Here is a 22,222-nt window from a genome sequence, read left to right as displayed (position 1 = left end):
TATTAAGGCCAACACAACACATTTGATTGAAATGGGAATAATATGAATTCATTACCTAATCGCGGTGAGTTTCTGGGTCATCCAAAAGGCCTGTTCTTACTCTTCGGCACGGAAATGTGGGAGCGCTTTGGCTACTACGGTATGCGTGCAATTCTGGTTTTATACTTGGTTGCTCAAGTACAAAATGGTGGCTTCGGCTGGACCAATGCCGATGCACTAAGCCTCTATGGTACCTTTACCATGGCGGTATATTTGACACCATTAATTGGTGGCTGGCTGGCTGATAATGTCATGGGTCAACGTAAAGCCATTATCCTTGGTGGTATCTTGATGGCCGCAGGTCACTTCACCATGGGTATACCACACAGCCTGGTTGCCGGTATGGAAGAGCAAGTTTTCTATGTCGGTCTGGCATTGCTGTGTGCTGGTAATGGTCTTTTCAAACCAAACATTTCAACTATGGTTGGTGATTTGTACCAGGAAGGTGATAAACGCCGTGACGGTGCTTTCACTATCTTCTACATGGGTATCAACTTAGGTGGCGCGCTGGGTCCAATTATCGCTGGTTATGTTGCAGCACAGATCAACTGGCAAGCAGGTTTCATCGCTGCGGGTATCGGTATGGTGATCTCCGTTGTAATGCAACTACTCCTGAGCCAGAAATATTTGGGCGACATCGGTGTGGTGCCTGCTGCCAAGCTGTCTCAGCAGCAATCTAACAGCAACACCAAAGAGCCACTAACAAGCCAGGAAAAAGACCGCATCCGTGTTATTTTCACTATGAGTGTATTTAGTATTATCTTCTGGATGGGCTTCGAGCAGGCAGGTGGTCTGATGAACCTATTTGCCGCTGACTACACAGACCGTATGCTGATGGGCTTTGAAATTCCGGCTTCCTGGTTCCAGTCTCTGAACTCTATCTTCATTATTATTTTTGCACCCCTGGTGGCAATGATTTGGCTTAAACTCGACAAACGTGAGCCTAATTCGCCAGTCAAGTTCGCCATCGCTTTGGTATTCCTGGCGCTCGGCTTTTTGACCATGATGATGGCGCTTATCACTGAAGGCAGCGATCCTGGCAACTTACAGATCAGCATGATGTGGCTGGTACTTTTCTACCTGTTCCATACTTTGGGTGAACTATGCCTGTCACCAATTGGTTTATCTATGGTAAGTAAGCTTGCACCGCTACGTCTGGCATCACTATTAATGGGTTTATGGTTCCTGTGTACAGCGGTTGCAAACAAGATCGCTGGTTTCGTTGGTTCATTCATTGGTGAAGGCCAGGAAGCAATGAACAACGCCATGAGCATTTTCATCGGCCTGGGTGCGACTGCCTTGTTGTCTGCTCTGGCGATGTACCTGCTCAGTAATAAGCTGGTTGACTGGATGCATGGTGCTGAGGGAAGCACTGACGAGCCACACACTCAGGAGCATTATCTTGAGAAAGAATTAGAGATCTCGGGCGAAAGACAGTAATTTTCGTTCTGTGATTCATGTAAAAAGCCGCACTAAATTTGTGCGGCTTTTCTGTTTCTGACTCTCTTTTGTAAACTTACCGATACACCTAGGCAAAATTTACCTCTCACAGAGACCGTCCCCTTAAAAGTTCCACCGTAATATCGCTGTCAGCAATGAACTAAAAAGTACTTTTTTATCATATGGATAAGTTGTTTCCTTTGAAATATACTGGAGCCAAGCAATCCGATTTACAGAACAAATCGAGACTTATAATCGAAAAAATTATCCTGTTCACTCAATCCGTATAACCCTGACAATTTGTACGACAGAATTTACATTTCGCCCTCTTGCTAATTCACCCCCATAGCTTCCCCTTTTGGTCATTTTGATTAATCATCCACAGCACAAAACAAATAGCGATCCAGTGCTTTAAAGCGGGAGTATGACAATGAGTGAAGTAACAAATCCTCTAGGCCTAGTAGGCATTGAGTTTACCGAGTACGCAACACCAGATGCGGACTACATGGAAAAGATTTTTGCCGATTTTGGTTTTTCTAAACTGAAAAAGTTTAAAGACAAAGACATCCTATACTACAACCAGCATGACATTCACTTCCTGCTGAACAAAGAGCGCGGCGGTTTCTCTGCTGAGTTCGCTAAGAGCCACGGCCCAGCTATCTGCTCAATGGGCTGGCGTGTAGAAGACGCGCAAAAAGCGTTTGAAATCGCGGTAGAGCGTGGTGCAAAACCAGCGACCGATTCAACACACAAAGATCTGCCTTACCCAGCTATTTATGGTATCGGTGACAGCCTGATCTACTTCATCGACGTATTCGGTGACAAAGGCTCTATCTTTGAGCAAGACTTCGTTGAGCTGGAAGAGCAAGTCATCGTTGAAGACAAAGGCTTCCTGCGCATCGACCACCTGACTAACAACGTATACAAAGGCACCATGGAAACATGGGCAAACTTCTACAAAGACGTATTCGGCTTTACTGAAGTTCGTTACTTCGACATCAAAGGTCAGAAGACTGCTCTGTTGTCATACGCACTGAAGTCTCCATGTGGCACCTTCTCTATTCCAATTAACGAAGGTAAAGACGACAACAACAACCAGATCGACGAGTACCTGGACGAGTACAATGGCCCGGGCGTACAGCACCTGGCATTCCTGACCAATGACCTGGTTGCGTCACTGGACAAGCTTGACCAGACTAACATTGCAACATTAGATATTGTTGATCACTACTACGACACTATCTTTGACCGTGTACCTTGGGTTAAAGAAGACCGTGACAAGATCAAAGAGCACCAGATCCTGGTAGACAGCCAGAGCGAAGATTGCTACCTGCTTCAGATCTTCACTAAGAACCTGTTCGGCCCTATCTTTATCGAAATGATCCAGCGTGTAGACGACGGTGGTTTCGGTGAAGGTAACTTCCAGGCACTGTTCGAGTCTATCGAGCGTGATCAGGAACGCCGCGGCGTGATCTAATTCTCCTTTGAGAGTGGATAATTAAAAGCAGCTTGGGGCCATGCCTTCTGGCTGCTTTTGCCGTTTAATTTGTCTGAGACTCAGATGTTGCATTGAAAAACCAGAACGCTATCACCACATCTGAGAGCAGCCTCAAACTTGCAAAAAGGAAAGACCATGTCTTTTATCAACGAAACGCACGACATTAATCTTAAAAGCTGGGTTGCCAGCGCGAACCAGGCCGGTACCGACTTCCCAATTCAAAACCTGCCATTTGCTTCATTCCGCCGCAAAGACAGCGCTGAAGAGTTCCGTGGCGGTGTCGCCATTGGTGATCAGGTACTGGATCTGGCAGTGGTTGCTGGTGCAGGTATTTTCAGTGGCGAAGCACAGGATGCTGTTGAAGCAGCCAATGCACCTAAACTGAATGAGTTCATGGGTATGGGCCAGAACTACTGGTCTGCACTACGCCTGGCATTGTCTCGTGCACTTCGTGAAGGCTCAGAGCATCAGGGCGCACTAGAGGCGGCCTTGGTTGCACAATCTGACGTTGAATATGCATTACCTTGTCACATTGGCGACTACACTGATTTCTACACCTCAATCTACCACGCAACAGCGGTAGGTAGTTTGTTCCGTCCGGACAACCCTTTACTGCCTAACTACAAGTGGGTACCAATCGGTTACCACGGCCGTGCTTCTTCAATTGATGTGTCTGGTCAGAACTTCCCTCGTCCTAAAGGTCAGACAAAAGCACCTGATGCAGATACACCGTCTTTCGGTCCTTGTAAGCGTCTGGACTACGAACTGGAACTGGGTATCTACCTGGGTAAAGGCAATGAACTGGGTGATTCTATTTCAATTGAAGATGCCGAAAGCCATGTATTTGGTTTCTGCCTGTTCAATGACTGGTCTGCTCGTGATCTTCAGGCTTGGGAATATCAACCATTAGGTCCATTCCTGGCGAAAAACTTTGCATCAACTGTGTCACCCTGGATTGTTACTACAGAAGCCCTGGCGCCGTATCGCACCAACTGGCACCGTGATGAGCAAGATCCTCAGCCTCTGGACTATCTGGAGTCTGCACACAACCGTGAAGCTGGTGCGTTTGATATCCAAATGGACGTACTACTTGAAACAGCGAAAATGCGCGAAGCCAATGCTGCGCCTAGCAAGCTGTCAGAATCCAGCTTTAAGCACAGCTACTGGACAGTGGCACAGATGGTAACTCACCACACAGTAAACGGCTGTAACTTCCTGCCAGGCGATATGCTGGGTTCAGGTACTCAGTCTGGTCCAGAGCACGAAGAAGCGGGTTCACTGTTAGAGCTATCACGTGGCGGTAAAGAGACCATCACCCTGGACAATGGCGAAGAGCGTAAGTTCCTGGAAAATGGTGACAAGGTCATTATGCGTGGCTGGTGTGAAGCCAACGGCTTTGCACGTATCGGTTTCGGTTCAGTCGAAGGCACTATTCTGCCAGCGAAATAATCGCAAGCGAAAAACTATTCCTATACAAAACAAAGGTGTGCTTAAGTACACCTTTTTTTTGTAAGTAAATACTGGCTTTTTGCATAAAAATTGTTAAAGTGAGTCGTTATTTTTAATTTTTACGTGTTATGTTTCGCTATATCAAACGCCTGATCACATCACTATTTCAACCTAAACAACTAATGCTGCGCCAGAACGGTCAGGTTAGTCTGATGGTTGTGCCCGGCTGGTTGCAATTTATCGCACTAGCGCTGGTTTGTAGTGCTCTTAGCTGGTTAGTTATCAGTACATCAGCGTTTTTTAAGCAGCAAGATACAGTCAATGCCTTACAATCTGAACTTAGAGCCAAAGCGCAAAGCTGGGAACAAGAAAAGCAACAACTGAGCGCAAAACTGGCGCAGCAGCACACTCAGCTGGCAACTTTAAACGAACAACACACAGTGCTCAGTGAAATTGTCAGTGCACTGCCAACCTCTATCACCGAACAAACAGACTCTCCGACTTCTTTACCAGATAGTACACCGCAGGCGGAAACACAGCCCGCGATCAGTGACCTCGGTGACAGTCATGAATTTGAGGAACAAAGCACAGAGCTGAATGATGCTCAGGCTGCATTACTTACCACCTTACAGGCCGTTATTTCGGCGCGTCACAATCAGTTGATGGCCGGGTTTAATGAAGCAGGCCTGACACTGTCAACCGAAAGCAACTCCGCTCAGGGTGGTCCATATCACCAGGTTGATGCAACGCTGCTAAATGACAGCTATACCCAGCTTATCGATGACTCGGTGCAACTCAATCAGCTGGAAAACTTACTACACTCCACGCCAAAAATGATGCCCGTAGCGCACGACAAGTATTATATTTCCAGCGCCTTTGGCTTTCGCAAAGACCCCATCACAGGCCGCCGTGCCTATCATAAAGGGGTGGATATGGCAGGCTGGCACAAAACTCAAATCATTGCTCCGGCTGATGGTGTGGTCAAAAAAGCTGGCAAAAATGGCGGTTATGGTAAGTTTATTGAGATTCAACATGCCAATGGCATAGTGACCCGCTATGGTCATTTGCACACCATCAAAGTGAAAAAAGGCCAAACGGTTAAGCAATCAGATGTAATTGCCCTGATGGGTAGCACAGGTCGTAGTACCAGTACACACTTGCATTATGAGGTGTTACAGGATAAAAAGCATATAAACCCTGTAAAACTGGCAAGAGTGCTCAAACGTGTTCAATAAAAAGAAAACTTCACTTCCTTTCTCGCTTATTTCTCCCGACACCGAAATCACAGGTAACATTCATTGCGATGGCGAAATCCAGATAGATGGTAAAGTCGTTGGCGATCTTAATGTCACCCAGCTCATTATTGGTGACTCAGGTATCGTCGAAGGTAATATTACTGCCAAGCAAGTGCAGGTGCGCGGTCAGGTACAAGGCGGTATACGTGCAGACAGTGTGACCCTGGAGCCCAGTGCCAGAGTCACGGGTGATATCGAACATGACACGCTGACAATTCAGGCCGGTGCGCATATTCAGGGTCAGCTGAATCATCGTGTTGAATCTTCTAACGTCACACCACTGGATAAAGCCAGCGAAGTGTGAGTATCAGAAAAATGTTTCCAGGTAACATTTAATAACACAAAAACATCGACTTAACCTTCCTTTATCGTATCCAATAGTGATACATTTCACGCATATGACAAAACAACGAGCTTTCACAGCTCGTTTTTTATTCCTCACTTAACGTTTAAAAGGATATATAGTGAACAAGCATATACTAGGCCTGCTACTGGCAACGGCATCTTTGAGTTCTCAGGCTACAGAGCTGAGCAAAAGCTACCTGGAAGTAGGTTATGGTGAGACCAGCCTGGATGGCGCACCGAATTCAGTTGATCCTCAGGGGTTTATCATTGCTGGTAGTTATGAATTTGCCAACGGTATCTTTATGGGACTCAAAATCGATCAGCATTCAGACAGTCTGGCATTCTTCGACAAGCTTTTAGATGACGACTATGACGTTGACGAAACGACATTTAATCTGGGCTACATTCTGCGTTCAACGGACAATGGACGCCTGGCAGTTGGCGCTCAGGTTGGTGAGTTTGAAGTATCCACTAATCGCTCTAACTCAGTTGTAGATACCCGCCGTATTTATGGTGAGTACGAGCATTCATTCGGCAAGCGCGTGGATGGATTTGCTCAGCTCGGGTATGAAATGATGGACTTTCCAAGCCCCATTGAAAACGAAAACGGCGTCTATTTAAATGCAGGTATTCGTTTTAGCTTCACTGACCATTCAAGTGTTATCCTTGAGTACACCAATGGTGTGGATTACACCCAATCAGAAGTGAAGTACCGCTACACTTTCTGATTAAAACAGGCCCGCTAATCGCGGGCCCATGTTTTACTTTTTCGCCGAAATATACATAGTGACATCGGCATGAAAAACCTTAACCCCTTCACTATTGAATACCTCAACCGGAACGATTAGCTCCTCTTTATCCTGCCATTGGCGTGGTAGCGAAATCGTCGCTTCTGCACGCAGGTCTGTTTCGGCTTTTTTCAGGTATTGCACCGTCATCCCTTTAGGGATCCAGCGATGTGTTTTGTACGGAATGCTGGCATCAGTCACCACACCAGCACATAACTCTGCAAGGTTACACTGCGCAATCGCATGGACTGTACCAATGTGATTGTGGACCGCCTTTCGGTTAGGCATCTGCGCCGTGATCCGTCCTTCACTGAGGTGAGTAATCTTAGGCTTGATGGTGCCAAAATAAGGCGCTCGTTTGCAGACCGCCTTGCTGAATAGCCAGTTGCCAAAGGGCAACCATTTAAACTTCTTGTAGGTTTTTAATAAGGGTGTTGCCATAACGCTTAACCTGTTGAATAAAATAACACCCAACCCTAACACATCTGACCAGTTAGGCCAATGGTGAAAAAAGTTATAAAGCAACCACTTATTCCTGAGGTGGATATGATTAGTTCCCAAATGTGTTACGATTGCGCCGATTAATAGACTTATATAATGACAAATCAAAGGACAAATACATGAACAAGCTCGCTTTACTATGCGCACTGTGCTCGCCGTTAACAATTGCCGGACCGATTACTCAGATTGAGATTGAAAACAACACCGTTTTATTCTCAACCAGCTCTATGGCGCCCAGCACCGTTGCGTGTGTCGCAGAAGACAAAAACCAGCTGCGCTCAATTAGTCTGGACAGCCACTCAGGCCGTGCCATGTACTCCTTGCTGATCACTGCGGTAGCAAAACAACAAGCGGTGGCTGTCACGTCAGCTCAGGATTGCGCTGATCTGGCTGGAGTAGAGCGGGTGCAAAGCCTTCGCCTGGCGCCCAATACCAGCGCCAGTAACTCAAATACCCGCTCGATTGGGTTGTATGCAAGCGACGGTATTACGCGCATTGGCACATTGGTGGATACCGCGCACTATAAAGATAGTTCCTACGATAGCGGTCAATATCGTTGGACTTACATCGATAATGAAGGTGGCGTCGACTATAAAACCTTAACTATCAGCTATAACAACGCGGATATCCAACACGAATATAGCGGTTGCCGCGGCAGGCAAGGATTGTCTAAACACGGTGTGCCTGTTTATCACCATGGTAAGTACATTATGGGTGATAAAAATGCACCTTTTACCAGCTCAGCGGATAGAAGCCCTCAAAACTACAGCTGCTTCAATCGCCAGGATAAAACCAGTTACGAGATCATTGAAACTGAACACCCAATTTGCGGCGCAGGATTATGTCTGGTCAAAGAAGACTGAACTGTCATTCTGATAAGGATAACACAATGAAAATCTTACGACTTTGCTCAGCGTTGCTGATGTTGGCTTGTGGCTCAGTGATGGCAAAGACCAACATTCTGAACATAGAAGTCCAGGCAACTCGGGTGCTAGTAACCCTGAGTGCCACATCAAGCCAAACGAGCTGTCAGGTTAATCCAGACGACAATACCCAGCTTTGGTGGCTTGACCCGACGAGTGCGAGCGATCATGCACTCTATACCCTACTCCTCTCTGCCTACACCAGCAACAAAGAAGTAGCAGTCGATGGGTCGCAAACCTGCCAGAGTTACCCGGCTGCAAGGCGGCTGAGCAAGGTCATGCTAAGGAATTAAAATGTCAGTATACAGACTGCTTACTTTGTTGATACTACTTGGCGGCGCTATGATTTTACCCACACAGGTGAAGTCTGAAGGCTGGCTGCCACTGCAAACCAGTGAGCTTATTTCGCAACACCCTTCAAAAACACTTGCCGGTACAATGAGCTGGTTATCTACACCAACACAGATTACAACACATCGGCAGCTCACCCTCTCATGGCAACCATTTGTAGAAGCCACTTACCATGAGCTATGGCATAACGGCACCGCTCGACAAGTCCGTGAGAATAACCTCGACCTGTACTTTACTGAGCCGGGCAAGCATCAGTTTAAAGTCAGAGCCTGTAACGGTGTGCAATGTAGTCAATTCTCCGAGACGCTCACACTTGATATAGTGCGCCGCTTTGACTTTGACTTTGGTACCAACAATGAAGTACTGATTGAAAACCAATCTGGGCAAATCCGCATAGCGCCCCTGACTGATGCGCCAACAGATACCGTTATGGCCAGTCTAGATGGTCAAACCTGGCACCCTCTTACGCTGGTAAACGGACAATATGTCTTTTCTATTGAAGCCAAACCCGCTGGTGCGTATACACTTCACCTTAAAGTAAACCAAGAACGTATCGAGCCTGTCGACTTCAGGGTATATGCTCAGCCGTTACACGCACCGCAGGGCATAGCTATCGGGCTACCTGACACACTAGATTTCCATCAGCAGCAAGCAGTTGAAGTTGACTCCCAACAAACACTGGTGCTGCACTGGCAAGCCTCCGATGACGTTGCACCACCACTTGTCGGCTATTACAAGTTGTTTATCAATGGTGAGCGCGATGGCACCATATATCGTTCTCTTACCCATTTGAACCGCAAATATGGTGAGGGTGCCTATCATACTGAACTACATCACCTTGGCACAGGCGCTCATCAGATAACGATTCAAGGGTGTAACAAGCTGACTGGTACAGAATATTGTGGTCCCCTAAGCCAAGCTGTGTATGCCTTTGTCGGTGTGCCGCCTACCCCGTATGTCAGACCTGCTAAAGTAGTGGATGACTTCCATGTCTCCGCAGGCGTGCTCCACCCGCGCCCCACCGACATATTGAATGTTCAGACCGGTGAGGAAGTGATCTTTCACTGGCAACCTTCAGACGAGGTCGTTGCTGCACCGAATGGTTACTACTTGCTTGAGCTCAATGATCAATGGCTTGGCTCCATTTATGGTGTCGTCTCTTTTCTGCGTCGCCAGTATAATGACGGTAACTTCCACGTCAGAGCGAAGATTACCCAAACAGGGTTACTCAATGCCACTGTGCGGGCGTGTAACCGGGTTGCGCCAGGTATGGACCGCAGCCTAAGCTGCGGGCCCAAGAGCTCTGTTGCGAGAATTCACTCAGTGCCAGCCAAGCCTGATTACCAGTTAAAGTTCAGTCATGTGAATAATGGAGTGATCACAAGAGAACACCCATTGAAACTGGAAGCCAGTACACTGAGTAGTCCATATATTGACTCCCTGAAAGTCAAGGTTAATCAGCAAGAGTGGCGCACCGTCTCTGGCAGTCAACATTATCATTATGACTTTGGCATCCTCGAACCGGGCACTTATGACATCACAGTTAAAGTGAATGATTACTTCACCGAAACGTTTAACATCGAAGTGGTCAATTCAATTAACACGATTCGGGTTGAGCAGCTGAGTGTAAACAAAACAAATATAGGATATGGCGATGAAGTTTTAATCAGTTGGCAAAAACCAGCCCAGTTTAATGAGCCAGTGCTTTATCGCATTGCTATAGAAAAACCCAGTGCAAAGGCTGGTGAACCCACAGAGCGTTTTATCTGGCAAAATGGTGTGACCGAAACCAGTATACGCCGTGGACCCATATTCAGAAGAGGCACAACTTTCGTCGAAGTTTCTCCCTGTTTAAGTAACGGACAATGTGGAATTCCAAGCCGAGTACACTATCGATTGCAAGGCAACACACTGCCAACGCCAAACTTTACTCTCCTACCTGATGAGGTAGCACGCTTTTCTGCGCCACAATTTAACTGGCACATGCCTGATAACTTCTCCGAAGATGTCTCTGCGACCTTCTTTGTGCGTTCACCGGGCAGTACAACGCTTAACCAGTACGTTGAGGATGCCCCTTTAACACAAACTGGTGAATACTATTTCTATATTGAGATCTGTGACAACAAGCACCCGGAGATCTGCAATGATAAACAACTTACCGAGCTTGCGGTTAATGTTGTCGAGGCAACGCTTGAGGTCACACTTACAGACGATATTTTAACCTGGCGCAAACTACAAACCGCCCAGAGTTATCAGTTGCAAAGTACACTGTGCATTAAAGATTGTCTGCATGCTGGCAACTACCAATGGCAAACTGAAGCGGAGTTGGGTGCCGATACAACGACATATCAGCTGGTTACTAGCCAAAATCGTGCATACCGGATACGTGCTTGTTTCTTTACCGGGCAGTGTAGTAACTGGGTCTATATCGCTCCAACGCTGATCAAATTGAAAGCGCCTGAACTGAGGGTAAATAACTAGCACCTATTAAAAACGAGGCCAAGCTTAAGTTTGGCCTCGTTTTTTAGTTATTGCCAGTTAAACCTAGCTGTCCTTAATTAAACAATATGGCGGCGCTAAACTAGCACCACTAAACCCTTAATTTCTGACAGGACTAACAAATTTAGGGGCCCCAAGTTTCCTTACATTCACAGGCACCAGATAGGGCCATGCACTTCCCTGGCTGCTACAAATGAACTCAATCCCTTCATTGCGTGCTTTAACCGCAACAAATTCACCCGCACCGCGTCCAACAAAAAGTAACTCTCCATATCGACACTCCGTGCCTTGTGGGATCTGCCAGCGGATATCAGCAGCCTGGCCAATGTGAACGACCGATGGGAAAAAGAAATATTGCTCTGAATTATCCTCTCCCTTCAGTAGATCAGCCTGCAAATCAATACTCTGTGTCGAACCTACGGTTTTTAGCTGTAAAGTTGGTCGCTGAGAACGCGGATCCAAGTGACAAGTCACCAGCATATTACTCTGCTGCTTTTTCGCGTTATTAAATTGCTGATGATCTGAGTTACTCAGCTGCCACTGATCGCGGCTATTCTTACTCACAAACCAATATGCCGCTGAGTTATGTGACTGACTGGCATACGGAATGAGCACTTTACCTGGCAGAATTTTACTACTGGTATAGGCCAATTGACGGCGCAGATAGTAGCCATCATTCGTAGCAAAAACATTCAGTCCTTTGGTACTGTCCAGACAAGCCTGTGAACTAAAACGGGAGATCTGATTGGTCGCCTGAGACACTTCATAACAGCTTGTCTTATCACACGCCCTTACCCGAAATTTGATCTTTCCTTCAGGAACCGGCTGCATCAAATAGCTCGGTTCTGTGCTATTGGCAAGCACCACCCAGTTTGAATAGTTGAGGCTAAAATCAATTTGATAATACACATCCTGTGTATCAGTGCCCACACTTTGCCAGCTTAGTTGCACGCCCTGTGCGCCCTTATCTACTGCACTCAAATTTTCTGGTGCAGGCAGCCCACCGACCTCATTGGAAGCAGGTGAAAACCGACTACAGGTAAGCCCATCAGTACATGCTTTTACCTTATATCGGGTCGTTGCCACTTTTGCCTGCTGAAGCTGGATCCTCGGCTGCACAGTGGCACTCACCATCTGGTATTCCTCACCATTTAAGCTCTCATATACCCGATATTGTGTTGCTGGTGCACTACTTCTTGGTTGCCAGGCTACGTTGACCTCTTCTCCTTGCTTAGTGGCCACTACGCTTTGCGGACCGGCCTCTGGGATTGCGACTTTGAGCGACGCAGATTTTACGTAGCCAGTACAGGCACCTGACGCACATGCCTGTACCCTGAAGTAATAAACCCCATTGGTGTAACCACCCAGCTCTATATCCTGCTCAGTGCCCTCATAGACAGTTTGCCAGCTAACGCCGCCATTATTACTTTGCTGTAATACAAAGCGCTCAGCCTGAGCATCTATCTGCCAGCCAAGCCGGACCGTGTCGCTTTGACTGACAGGCGGTAGCCAGAGACTGCCATTCTGATATGGCGGGTCGTCATTTAGCACGTACTCCACCAGGCTGGGCATCTGCAAACTCACAGCCAGCACAGGCCCTGAGGCCAGAATCAGACCGGCACAAGACATCATTGACCGGTATTTAAAATACCTAGACATAACAGCAGCCTCTGTTACTTAGTATCGTAGAAACCAGGAACATCACTTTGCAACTGTAGGAACGACAATTCCCTGGCAGAAGCAATTGCCCTGTCTGCCAACACCATATAACGGACCGGTAGGTTGTTTGCACGCGCCATAAAAGCAACCGACAGCATGGCATCAAATACTTCAGGGTTTTCGCGGGCTTTGAGGTAGACATATCGCCCCGATCCCATGCCACAGGTCATCAAATTACCACTGGCATCTTTAAAGCTGATCAGCAAAGTTTTGCTTAACCCGGGTATATCAACCCGAGTACCCTCGATAGCAATGGTATCAACATAGGCACCATTACACTCCTGTGTGGTACTTGCATGACCCGTGAAAGCAACCCCGAGTAACGCCATCAAGCCAAAACGCATGAGCCCTTTTTTCATTATAATAATCCTATAAATTTAAATACCAGCGATACATCGCCGATTAACTATTATTGTCTTTTTGTCCCTCAAACCGTAGACGACCATACCTAAAACCCGTTAGGATCAGAAAAACAGTTTGAGGTGCCCTATGAAAAATCTTTTTTTATTACCACTGGCATTCGCCAGCACATTTAGTTTTGCTAACAGCCAGGCTTATTTAATCACCGAGTTTCAGGTAATTAATAATCTGGTCACATTTAAGACTCAGCCACAGAAAGCAACCAACACGCCTTCTTGTGTTGATGCAAATAACAAAGATAGCTGGGCCATTTCACTAAATGACCATGGCAGTAATAACTTATACAGCCTGTTGCTTGGTGCTTTTGACAGCCAAACACCAGTTTATTTAACCAGTACCGAACAATGTATAGCTGAAAGTGGCATTGAGAAACTGGCTGCTGTGTCAGTTAACTAATATAAACGTGCGTTATTTAATAACGCATGGTTTATCTCCGCACATCGGGTGCGTTGTTTCTGACAGCTTAGTGTAACTAGCATCCTTTTCATAAGACACGCCATTCTCAACACAGCTGCCATCCTCAAGATGTGCATACACTTTATTACCACCATATATATTAAGCCGATTGCTCGTCTCCCAGGATGGGGAAGCGAGCAAAAACGCATTTAATATTGTTGAGTAGGTGGGGCCCTTGTTATGGTTGTCACTCCAAGTACTTGAAATCCCGTAAGGCTGCCCCTGGCATTGCGCATCCAGATAATACACAGGCGAGTTAGAGTTTCTCCGGGCAAAATGTGCATACCAATTGTTGGCTTTATCGTGATACATCACATAACCACTCTCCACAGTGATGACATCTCCAACTTTGGTCACCCCATCTCCTTTATAAAGCGCCACTGTGCTGCTACCAGCAGGCTGCGCATCATTGAATGACACATTGAGTCCGGCAACTTGCTCAATACCCGCCAGAACATCACAGTTGTTGGCCGACTGTGCGACAACCAGCTGGGATTTAGACACCGCCGTCAGCAACAGGCTATACAGTGCACGCCCCTGAATAGAAGTAATATCCAGAGACCAAAGTTGACGTGTATCGCCATTGATACAGGCAGGTAAAGTATGGGTTTTCTCAGCATTCAGGGTAAACGTTGCTGTGGTACCCTGTACATTCAGTGACGTTACTTTCGCCGGGGCCTGAGCCAAAGTGGTTGCACTTGTCAGCGACAGCGCTACACTCATTAAAATAGTCAGTTTTTTCTTCGTCATCGTTATTCAAACCTTTGTTAGTAAAGGCCGCGGTTCAGCACCGCAGCCTGTTCAGTCAATTCGCTCTGTAAAGTTTAGGCGCCTTGAGCTTCTCAGCTTTGTCTCTGACAATCGTCCAGGACGTACAGGAACCATCATTGAAGCACGCTTTAACACGATATGCGGTCCCTTTCGGCTCTGTCACTGCCAGACTCAGTTCACCATTGGTCAGCGTCTCCACAGGCTTCCAGGTTGCTGATGTCACATCACATCTGAGGCCACAGAGTGCGCTTTCAATCACAACCTGTTTTACGCCCGTTAACTTCGACCACCTCAGGTGCGTGCCAGTATGTTCAACAGTAAAGCGCTGATTAATTACTTCTACCCTGTGCTCGGTCTCCCAGCGTTCGCTACACACATTCACACCCGCAACCAGACCACATGCCTGCGCGAAGAAGCGGTAAATGCCTGGCTGCGCAAAACGATACCTGTAAGTGCCCGATTGATTTCGCTCACGACTACTCAACGCAATCATCTCAAGTGCATTTGGAGGTAAAACAAACAAGGTTGTGATAAAGCTCTGACTCGGCTCACTGACAAAGTGCCAGTCGATGCTTTCAGCTTTATCCAGGAATGTAAGCGTCTCAGATGATACCTTGAGCGCGGGCGTATCTGCGGGTATTTCAGGTGTTGTATAACCCCCTGTCGGTGATGACCAGTCAGAGCAGACCGCATTGCCCACTTCTCCAACACAAGAACGAATTTTATAAGCGCGCATGCCCCCATCCAGATTGCTCCAGGTTAGTTGATTATTACTCGCCTCATTACCACCTGGCGCAGTAAAGCGCCCGGGTACCGTCCAATCATCGCTGTTGTATTTAATGGAAATGTCGTAATAACTGGTGCCCGGCACCGGACCCCATTCGAGCGTGGTCGTACTGCCCTCTCCACTCACTTTGTGGATCCAGACTGGAATATTCACCGTGTTTGACTCGGCTGACCATTCTGTACAGTTGGTCAGATTATCATCGCAACCACGTACCCGGTAACGCCTGTTGCCTGACTCCAGACTCGACCAGGATATGTGATTGTCAGTGCTGACATAGCGCCCCGGCACAGTCCACGCGTTATCATTGTATTTAATTTGCACATCAAACTGGACCGATGGTGCACTGTGCCAGTTTACTTCGATTTCATTCTTGCGAAGCAAAGAGGCAACCGGCGTGGTAACCAAAGTTCTGGATGGCAAAGACCAGTCAGAAAACTCCGAACACCCGGCATCATTGCACGCTTTAACCTGATACTGGGAATACGCGTTTTCATCATCTGCAGACTCAAACTGGTTACTCGTAACCCGGTGCTCAGTGACTGATACTTCAGTGCTGTAGCTTGCTTTACTGACGATATAGTAAGACGCACCACCTACCTCAGCCCAGTTCACCGTGACTTGACTGCCGTTACTTTGCGCAACCGGCTTGTTGGGCACTGCAGGCTTTGCAGCACGGATCACAACCGTGCCCTGATTCGATTGCAGACCTTGCTCGTCTGTTACCCAAAACGCAAAAGTGTCACCATAAAATGAGGTGCCCGGAACGTAACGGAACACACCATGCGGTTTGCCCGGTACTCTGACCAACTGGCCATAATTGGTTTGATTGTTTGCACTGCCTGTCGCGGTCACAAACTGATAGCTAAACCTGTCTAACAAACCTGGGGTTTTATTCGCCTCAGGGTCAACCATCAGCTGGGTTCTGAAATCAATCTCGCCGTCTGGTAAGCCGTTAATACTGATATCCAGATCGGATACCTGCGGAGCTTCGTTGACGGCTTGCAGCGGCACCGCTACTCTGTGTTTGTTAGATGTGGTCGTGCCGTCGGTGACTTGCACCATCACATTCAGTATCGGTTCTTCATACAAGGGATCTATGGTGATCTGGCCCGTTGCCTGATCAACCGAATAAAAGCCCGGCATATCGAGCACTTCCAGGGTCAGTTCGCTGTTGCGGCTATGTGACCCTTTGTAGCGAATATATAGGTCATGCACAGACAGGCTAAATGGGGTGTCCTCTCTCACCGTCGCAATATCAAGGTGACGGATAATCACAGGTGCCCCTTTGTCATTTTTAATATCAATGGCAATGTCACCACGACCGGATGGTGCACCTTGTTCATCATAAACAAAGAAAAACACGTAATCGCGACCGACAAAGTTGGCAGGCGGTGTGTATTCATATAAATCACTGCGAGCGCCGGGCACCTGAACAAAACGACCACCGGCGTTAGTCCAGCCGCCATGGTCTTCTCTGCGGGCATTTTTAGAGAAAATAAATGTGTATTGCTCAAGTCTTGGGTCATCTCTGCCCAGCGGCCAATAATTAAAGTCCGGGTCGTGCATCATGCCGCGCATATACAAGGCAAACTTCTCGTCTTTAACCGACTCCCAGATTATTTGTCCGGCTTCGGGATGGTCATTGACTTCATTCACCACAATTTTAAGTTGGTACTCTTGTGAGCGATGCTTACCATCAAATAGCGCAACGGGAACACTTAGCTCCCCGTTAAAGTGCTGTGCCGGTGTGAGTGTAAACCCATCTAACGTATAGTGCTGCCCACCAGCTACTTCAAAAGTTATATCTGTTGCAAGTGAATCGGCATCAAGATAGTTAATCTGATTGATATCAAGCACAAAGCTGGTGTCTTCGTCCATTGTCAGCGGCTTTTGCCCGGTGATCACCGGTGCCGTTTTGTTTTCTTTTAATACAGTCACCAGAACTTTAGCGCTGGCTGAGGCGTTAGCGGCATCCTGAATGGTGTAGTTGATCACGTCGCTACCATCATATTCCGTATAGGGCCGATATTCGATAGCTCCGTTTTTGACCTGCACAGTGCCATACTGTGCGGTTACCTGAGTAATGGTTAACACATTACCATCAATGTCACTGTCATTCTCTAGTACATTAATAACGGCTTGAGTATTGGCTATCAGGGTCACTGCATCGTCGTTGGCCACGGGCGCATCATTCACCGAGTTTACCGTGATTTTTGCCAGGCCCCTCACCGGATTCGAGCGACCATCGTAAAGCAGGTAGGTAATTTCATCCAGCCCGGAAAAGTTGGCCGGTGGCTCATACTTTACCTGACCGTCTGGCATCAGGGTCACCTGGCCATACTTTGCTGAGACAGACACTATCCTGAGCGGGTCTTGATCCGGGTCAAGATCATTACTGAGTAAATCCAGCACCGAGCCCTGATCTTCATCAAGTGTAATATGGTCTTCGGTGATCACAGGAGGTGTATTGGCCTGCGCATTATCTCGCAGATTTTTGAGCATAAATTGCATATGTGTGGGAAAGTCCAGTCCCGCGGACAACACAGGCGTTGCCAACAGACACATACTAATAATGAATATGCTGAGCGCTATTCTGATCACGTTCATCCCTAATAAGCCTTATATTCTTGTTATTTAATCCAGCAAGGTGCTTTGCCGCATAAAGGGTGTTCTGTTTTTTCGAGTTTGATGGCACGGCTTTCCTGATTCGCTGTGTAGTTCTGTTTTACGCAACCCTGCTGCTCACCCATATAGTGATATACTGGCGCATTACCATACTCCCAAAGACGATGTTCTTTTATTGACGAATCAGCAAAGGTAAAATAGGCATCAAAATACTCATAAAAGGCCAAAACCGGGCGACCATAATTTATTTTAAAAAATTCGCCTTTACATTCTGCATCCAGAAAAATTAAATCATGGATAGATGATGTAATTGAGGGAGCATAGTGTTTAATACTTTGAGTGCCTTCCAGCGGGAGATACGTGTAGCCTCCACGGTCCGAGTATGAGACTACTTTTGCGATTTTAGTGATCCCATCTCCTTTGTATAACCAGGCTCCTGTTGAATCACCTCTTCGATCATCCTTACTCAACGTCAGGCCCTGCACCTGCTCGACATCGGCAACCGACTCACATCGCTGCGCCGATTGCACCGAAACCAGCTTATCTTTCGACACTGCTGTTACCAATAAGCTATAAAGCGCCTGTCCTTGCAGCGAGCTCAGGCTAACCGCCCATTTATTCTGGTTCTCTGCCGTCACGCAACCAGGCACTGTGTGTGTTTTGGGCGCCTCCAATGTGAATATCGCCACATCGCCGCTTACATTGAGCTGAGAGATCTGAGAAGCCGCCATAGCCGTACTGCTAAGCAGGCAAAATGACGCAGTTACAACTAGTTGTTTCATTGTTATTCCGAGTGCTGATTAATTAGTTTATCGTTTTAATAGATGCTTATTTAATAATGCAGCCTTTGATACCGCAAAGAGGGTGTTCCATTGGAACTAACCTCAGCATACTGCTAGTCCACTGCTTGGCCTGACTCCCGATGGCCGTGCACTCTGCAGTATTATCATTGAGCTTATATACCTCAGCATCTCCATGTATCTTGATGTAATCCTGGTCAGTAGGGTTGACTGGTGTGTGATAATAAAGATCAAGTTTATTACTGTAAAAGGGCTGATCCGGTGCAACATTCCTGTTGATATACGCTTCTCCCTGGCACTGTGAATTTGCATAATAAATATCCGGCACACGATAAAACGTCACAGTTTCAAGGCGAGTTGCTCCACCAACCGGTGCAAACGAATAGGTATCCTGGCTGTAAATGTGATTTCCATAAGCACTTGTTGACATAATTTTACCCAGCACGGTCCTGCCATCGCCTTTATAGAGTAAAATGCCGCTGTCTGCTGCACCGACCGTTTTGGTTATCAGCGAAATAGCCTCGGCCTGTTCAATATCCGCAACCGACTCACAACGATTAGCCGGGGTGACATTCACCAAGTGTTCTTTCGATACCGCTGTAACCAGCAGGCTGTACATCGCCTGACCTTGCAGGGAGTTTAAGTTTATCGCCCATTTTTGTAGGTTATCGGTGCTCACACAGGCAGGAATGGCGTGTGATTTCGACTGCTCCAGCATAAAAGTGACGACATCACCCGACACATCGAGTTGCTTAATCGCAGAGCCCGCCATAGCCGAAGTGCTAAGCAGATAAAGTAAGGCTGTTATAGCCGATTTTTTCATTATTATTCCGAATATTAGAATGTTGTTTCGTTGTTGTTATTGTTGCGCTACTCAGCCACTACCGAATGACACAGGCATGCATGCCACACAGTGGATGTTCAGCATCCAAAAGCTTGGTATAACGCGCGTCATACTGATTGGCCGTATTTTGAGTTTTCTGGCACCTTTTGCCTTCCTCTGCATATGCAACATACTGATAGACAGGGACGTTGCCATTTTTACTCAATAGGTTTTCGGATTTAGAGTCTGATTTGGTATAGAACCGATTTTTAGGCAGTAATAGGTGTGGACTGGGGCTTGGTGCATGATAGATGTAACCTTGTCCAGCGCATTGTGCATCCGTATATAACACAATATTCAGTGTTGATGGCCCATAGTGCTGTATCCAAGTGACGCCTTCTGATGGCACATATTGTATGCCGTTTGACGTATTGGTAACCGCTCCCAGCTTAGTCACTCCATCCCCTTTGTATAGAGAAACCCCAACGCCGCCCTGAGCAGGGTTAGTTTTTAGTGATAATGAACCCGCCTGTTCGATATCGGCAATCACTTCGCAACGATTAGCCGGGGTGACATTCACCAAGTGTTCTTTCGATACCGCTGTAACGAGCAGGCTGTACATCGCCTGACCTTGCAGGGAGTTTAAGTTTATTGCCCATTTTTGTAGGTTATCGGCGCTCACACAGGCAGGAATGGCGTGTGATTTAGGCTGCTCAAGCGTAAAAGTAACAGCATTACCCAAGACATCCAGTTGTTTAACCGCAGAGGCAGCGCAAACCGCCCCCGGCACTATCGCCGCCACAACAGCGAGTAATTTGAGGTTCATTGTAAAGTCCTTTTTTCCAGGAGAATGAGCTTATTGGCTTGTTCGTTTAACCGAACTTTTTATTTGGGCAGATTGTACCTTAATTGGGATTTAAGGCAATTAATGAGTGTTGTTTCCTAACTCATTGAACTAATTTGGCATTGTGTGATCAGTTACCAAAAGCAGACTCCGAAAGAAAAAGCGCATCACTTCTCCAGGCTGGTGATTGAACCCCGTCTGACTCTGATGACTTTATTTCGCTTATATTTTCGGCTGTGCAGGTCTTAGTGTTTTCAATGATGAAGCTTGACTTAGATACGCCAACTTATATCAATTTGCTTAATCAAGTGCTCTATTGTAAGGCGAGAAAATAAGGTCAATAACAAGGCTAGAATCTTGCTATTTAGTCGTTCTAAATAAGAAGTTTTTAACGCCGCTCGCGTTATCTTTGCGCCTTCAAATTGAACAGGAATTAAATTGATATGATAGCTGCTTGTGCAAGCGTGGCACGGAGCAGACTGTCTGCAATAGAGCAAATTCCTGCGCATCTGAAGGTATTGATATCGTGATTAATAATACAGTCTGAACGATATTTGTAAACGGCCAGTGGCATGAAAGAACATATGGTGCGAATAAACACCAAACATAGCAAAAATTACATCTGACCGTTTACTCAAATCGCACAACTCACAGGAGCTTTTTTAAAACGTAGGCATTAACCATTTCTAGCAGTGATTGGCAGACCGTCTACGAATAACCATATTTACCCAATATAATTATTATCACTCAATAAACGGTCCACCTCGACTACAAGCTCATTACTTTGCCAGGTAGTCGCGCGTAATTAGGTAACGAAAAACTACACGCTCTCCTTGCTAGTTAAAATACGACCTGGATTAGTAGTCCTGATACACATCTATAACTTCTTGATATTTCCCAGGCAAACAAGACGGTACTTTAACAAATATTCGGCGCTTGCCGGCCTGAGCTGCTTTTAATAGATTATACTTAACCGCCCCATCCGACTTACCATAATCTACATACCAATACATGCCATTCTCGGTAGTCTTACAGCTGTCTCCAGCCAGGCGGAACAGTACTTTATAGCCATTTATAAAGAGACGATTCACCTCATAAGAGAGTGTTTGTGCATTAGGGTCGTAAAGTAAGTTGTTACTCCACTCGCTGCAAACAGTGTCGCTAAAACACGCCCTGACTCTATATAACGCAGCCATTTTTTGTGCAGAAACATCATAACGGGCTGCATTACTGGACAATGATACTGCCTGCCATGTGAGCTGTTCGGTGTCAGTACACCCTGAAGCACAGGGTGTTGTTTCTAGCTGGTAAAACCGGCTGGTAGGCAATTCAGTCCAGCTAAGTACACTGCCCTGTGCATTCAGTGACAGTTTAAACACTCCGGATTGAGTTGAATCAATGATCAGAGGATCACTAAACTCTGCGACATCATTCCCACAATGTATCGTATTGCTGCTATCTGAGATACATCCGCTGACTCGATAAATATAAAGACCATGGCTGTTTTTTCTAATTACTGACTTTTGCGCTGCAATAGGCTCATTATGGACACTTTGCCAGGCTCCATCACGACTCCCTTCTTCAAGTAAATAGTGAGTGGCTCCCTCAACGCTGCTCCATTGCAGCGTAAAAGACACCTCTTGTTGCTCTGCTGCACAAATACCAAAACTAAGTAGTGAACTCAAAGCGAGCCAGTTATAGTTCGTGGCAAACGACTTGCTCATGAAGCCTCCTTAAACAATCTACTACACTTTACAGCGCAAATTACGTATTTCATTTCAGATCCATTTTTCATTATTAGTTGTCAGTAGTACATCATACGATGCAAAAGCACTTACTCATTAAGCCA

At 46.6% G+C, this 22,222-nt stretch carries 19 protein-coding genes; 10 read left to right on the top strand and 9 right to left on the bottom strand.

All coding sequences use genetic code 11. The annotated features are described in order from the left end of the window. Nucleotides 1-42: 42 nt before the first annotated feature. The 6 genes from CWC22_RS06060 to CWC22_RS06035 all read left to right on the top strand — a co-directional run bounded on the left by CWC22_RS06060 (nucleotide 43) and on the right by CWC22_RS06035 (nucleotide 6,794). Nucleotides 43-1,479, top strand: coding sequence for a peptide MFS transporter (locus CWC22_RS06060; protein WP_138539366.1), 1,437 nt, complete (start codon nucleotides 43-45; stop codon nucleotides 1,477-1,479). 430 nt (nucleotides 1,480-1,909) lie between these two features. Beyond that, nucleotides 1,910-2,956 (top strand): 4-hydroxyphenylpyruvate dioxygenase, encoded by a 1,047-nt coding sequence (gene hppD / locus CWC22_RS06055; protein WP_010385091.1) that lies wholly within the window; start codon nucleotides 1,910-1,912, stop codon nucleotides 2,954-2,956. Between the two features lie 156 nt (nucleotides 2,957-3,112). Continuing rightward, nucleotides 3,113-4,426, top strand: a complete 1,314-nt coding sequence (fahA, locus tag CWC22_RS06050) for a fumarylacetoacetase (protein WP_138539367.1) — start codon at nucleotides 3,113-3,115, stop codon at nucleotides 4,424-4,426. A 128-nt stretch (nucleotides 4,427-4,554) separates the two neighbouring features. Next, entirely contained in the window at nucleotides 4,555-5,661 is a 1,107-nt protein-coding gene (locus CWC22_RS06045; protein WP_138539368.1) for a M23 family metallopeptidase, read from the top strand. Further along, nucleotides 5,651-6,025 (top strand): bactofilin family protein, encoded by a 375-nt coding sequence (locus tag CWC22_RS06040; protein ID WP_138539369.1) that lies wholly within the window; start codon nucleotides 5,651-5,653, stop codon nucleotides 6,023-6,025. The genes CWC22_RS06045 and CWC22_RS06040 overlap by 11 nt, the downstream gene beginning before the upstream one ends. Nucleotides 6,026-6,185: 160 nt before the next feature. Then, nucleotides 6,186-6,794, top strand: a complete 609-nt coding sequence (locus tag CWC22_RS06035; protein ID WP_171045135.1) for an outer membrane beta-barrel protein — start codon at nucleotides 6,186-6,188, stop codon at nucleotides 6,792-6,794. A 33-nt stretch (nucleotides 6,795-6,827) separates the two neighbouring features. Here the strand turns inward: CWC22_RS06035 and CWC22_RS06030 are convergent, their stop codons facing one another. After that, on the bottom strand, nucleotides 6,828-7,295 hold the full coding sequence (locus CWC22_RS06030; RefSeq protein ID WP_138539371.1) for a hotdog fold domain-containing protein: 468 nt from the start codon (nucleotides 7,293-7,295) through the stop codon (nucleotides 6,828-6,830). 179 nt (nucleotides 7,296-7,474) lie between these two features. Here CWC22_RS06030 and CWC22_RS06025 point away from each other — a divergent pair, with 179 nt between their 5' ends. From CWC22_RS06025 to CWC22_RS06015, 3 genes are read left to right on the top strand one after another with little or no spacing between them, the layout of a single operon-like run. Continuing rightward, the gene (locus CWC22_RS06025) at nucleotides 7,475-8,218 is read left to right on the top strand and encodes a hypothetical protein (protein ID WP_138539372.1); all 744 of its coding nucleotides are present in this window, start codon (nucleotides 7,475-7,477) and stop codon (nucleotides 8,216-8,218) included. A 26-nt stretch (nucleotides 8,219-8,244) separates the two neighbouring features. Further along, nucleotides 8,245-8,571 carry a hypothetical protein gene (locus CWC22_RS06020; protein WP_138539373.1) on the top strand — a complete coding sequence of 109 codons (327 nt, stop codon included), beginning with the start codon at nucleotides 8,245-8,247 and terminating at the stop codon, nucleotides 8,569-8,571. A gap of 1 nt (nucleotide 8,572) precedes the next feature. After that, nucleotides 8,573-11,110, top strand: coding sequence for a hypothetical protein (locus CWC22_RS06015; RefSeq protein WP_138539374.1), 2,538 nt, complete (start codon nucleotides 8,573-8,575; stop codon nucleotides 11,108-11,110). 117 nt (nucleotides 11,111-11,227) lie between these two features. Here CWC22_RS06015 and CWC22_RS06010 read toward each other — a convergent pair whose 3' ends face one another. After that, complete coding sequence (locus CWC22_RS06010; RefSeq protein ID WP_138539375.1) at nucleotides 11,228-12,787, bottom strand: fibronectin type III domain-containing protein; 1,560 nt, start codon at nucleotides 12,785-12,787, stop codon at nucleotides 11,228-11,230. A gap of 14 nt (nucleotides 12,788-12,801) precedes the next feature. Next, complete coding sequence (locus CWC22_RS06005; RefSeq protein ID WP_138539376.1) at nucleotides 12,802-13,206, bottom strand: hypothetical protein; 405 nt, start codon at nucleotides 13,204-13,206, stop codon at nucleotides 12,802-12,804. Between the two features lie 130 nt (nucleotides 13,207-13,336). Between CWC22_RS06005 and CWC22_RS06000 the strand changes: the two genes are divergently transcribed. Beyond that, a complete protein-coding gene (locus CWC22_RS06000; protein ID WP_138539377.1) occupies nucleotides 13,337-13,663 on the top strand; it encodes a hypothetical protein in 327 nt (108 codons plus the stop codon). Nucleotides 13,664-13,675: 12 nt separating this feature from the next. Here the strand turns inward: CWC22_RS06000 and CWC22_RS05995 are convergent, their stop codons facing one another. The 6 genes from CWC22_RS05995 to CWC22_RS05970 form a co-directional block, all read right to left on the bottom strand. Further along, nucleotides 13,676-14,473 carry a hypothetical protein gene (locus CWC22_RS05995; protein WP_138539378.1) on the bottom strand — a complete coding sequence of 266 codons (798 nt, stop codon included), beginning with the start codon at nucleotides 14,471-14,473 and terminating at the stop codon, nucleotides 13,676-13,678. A gap of 55 nt (nucleotides 14,474-14,528) precedes the next feature. Beyond that, a complete protein-coding gene (locus CWC22_RS05990; RefSeq protein ID WP_171045136.1) occupies nucleotides 14,529-17,882 on the bottom strand; it encodes a cadherin-like domain-containing protein in 3,354 nt (1,117 codons plus the stop codon). Between the two features lie 29 nt (nucleotides 17,883-17,911). Beyond that, nucleotides 17,912-18,688, bottom strand: coding sequence for a hypothetical protein (locus CWC22_RS05985; protein WP_138539380.1), 777 nt, complete (start codon nucleotides 18,686-18,688; stop codon nucleotides 17,912-17,914). A gap of 46 nt (nucleotides 18,689-18,734) precedes the next feature. Beyond that, nucleotides 18,735-19,529, bottom strand: a complete 795-nt coding sequence (locus CWC22_RS05980) for a hypothetical protein (RefSeq protein WP_138539381.1) — start codon at nucleotides 19,527-19,529, stop codon at nucleotides 18,735-18,737. A gap of 58 nt (nucleotides 19,530-19,587) precedes the next feature. Further along, entirely contained in the window at nucleotides 19,588-20,355 is a 768-nt protein-coding gene (locus tag CWC22_RS05975) for a hypothetical protein (protein WP_138539382.1), read from the bottom strand. 875 nt (nucleotides 20,356-21,230) lie between these two features. Further along, nucleotides 21,231-22,097, bottom strand: a complete 867-nt coding sequence (locus CWC22_RS05970) for a hypothetical protein (RefSeq protein WP_138539384.1) — start codon at nucleotides 22,095-22,097, stop codon at nucleotides 21,231-21,233. Nucleotides 22,098-22,222 lie beyond the last annotated feature (125 nt).

The organism is Pseudoalteromonas rubra (assembly GCF_005886805.2).
Classification (GTDB): domain Bacteria; phylum Pseudomonadota; class Gammaproteobacteria; order Enterobacterales; family Alteromonadaceae; genus Pseudoalteromonas; species Pseudoalteromonas rubra_D.
This window is presented reverse-complemented; position numbering and strand designations above follow the sequence as displayed.

Excerpts from the sequence above, each read along its gene's own strand:
- CWC22_RS06045 (WP_138539368.1), top strand. The coding sequence starts at position 4,555 with ATGTTTCGCTATATCAAACGCCTGATCACATCACTATTTCAACCTAAA.
- fahA (WP_138539367.1), top strand. The coding sequence starts at position 3,113 with ATGTCTTTTATCAACGAAACGCACGACATTAATCTTAAAAGCTGGGTT.
- CWC22_RS06060 (WP_138539366.1), top strand. The coding sequence starts at position 43 with ATGAATTCATTACCTAATCGCGGTGAGTTTCTGGGTCATCCAAAAGGC.
- CWC22_RS06000 (WP_138539377.1), top strand. The coding sequence starts at position 13,337 with ATGAAAAATCTTTTTTTATTACCACTGGCATTCGCCAGCACATTTAGT.
- CWC22_RS06010 (WP_138539375.1), bottom strand. The coding sequence starts at position 12,787 with ATGTCTAGGTATTTTAAATACCGGTCAATGATGTCTTGTGCCGGTCTG.
- CWC22_RS05985 (WP_138539380.1), bottom strand. The coding sequence starts at position 18,688 with ATGAAACAACTAGTTGTAACTGCGTCATTTTGCCTGCTTAGCAGTACG.
- hppD (WP_010385091.1), top strand. The coding sequence starts at position 1,910 with ATGAGTGAAGTAACAAATCCTCTAGGCCTAGTAGGCATTGAGTTTACC.
- CWC22_RS05970 (WP_138539384.1), bottom strand. The coding sequence starts at position 22,097 with ATGAGCAAGTCGTTTGCCACGAACTATAACTGGCTCGCTTTGAGTTCA.
- CWC22_RS06020 (WP_138539373.1), top strand. The coding sequence starts at position 8,245 with ATGAAAATCTTACGACTTTGCTCAGCGTTGCTGATGTTGGCTTGTGGC.
- CWC22_RS06030 (WP_138539371.1), bottom strand. The coding sequence starts at position 7,295 with ATGGCAACACCCTTATTAAAAACCTACAAGAAGTTTAAATGGTTGCCC.
- CWC22_RS06015 (WP_138539374.1), top strand. The coding sequence starts at position 8,573 with ATGTCAGTATACAGACTGCTTACTTTGTTGATACTACTTGGCGGCGCT.
- CWC22_RS06005 (WP_138539376.1), bottom strand. The coding sequence starts at position 13,206 with ATGAAAAAAGGGCTCATGCGTTTTGGCTTGATGGCGTTACTCGGGGTT.
- CWC22_RS05995 (WP_138539378.1), bottom strand. The coding sequence starts at position 14,473 with ATGACGAAGAAAAAACTGACTATTTTAATGAGTGTAGCGCTGTCGCTG.
- CWC22_RS05975 (WP_138539382.1), bottom strand. The coding sequence starts at position 20,355 with ATGAACCTCAAATTACTCGCTGTTGTGGCGGCGATAGTGCCGGGGGCG.
- CWC22_RS05980 (WP_138539381.1), bottom strand. The coding sequence starts at position 19,529 with ATGAAAAAATCGGCTATAACAGCCTTACTTTATCTGCTTAGCACTTCG.
- CWC22_RS06025 (WP_138539372.1), top strand. The coding sequence starts at position 7,475 with ATGAACAAGCTCGCTTTACTATGCGCACTGTGCTCGCCGTTAACAATT.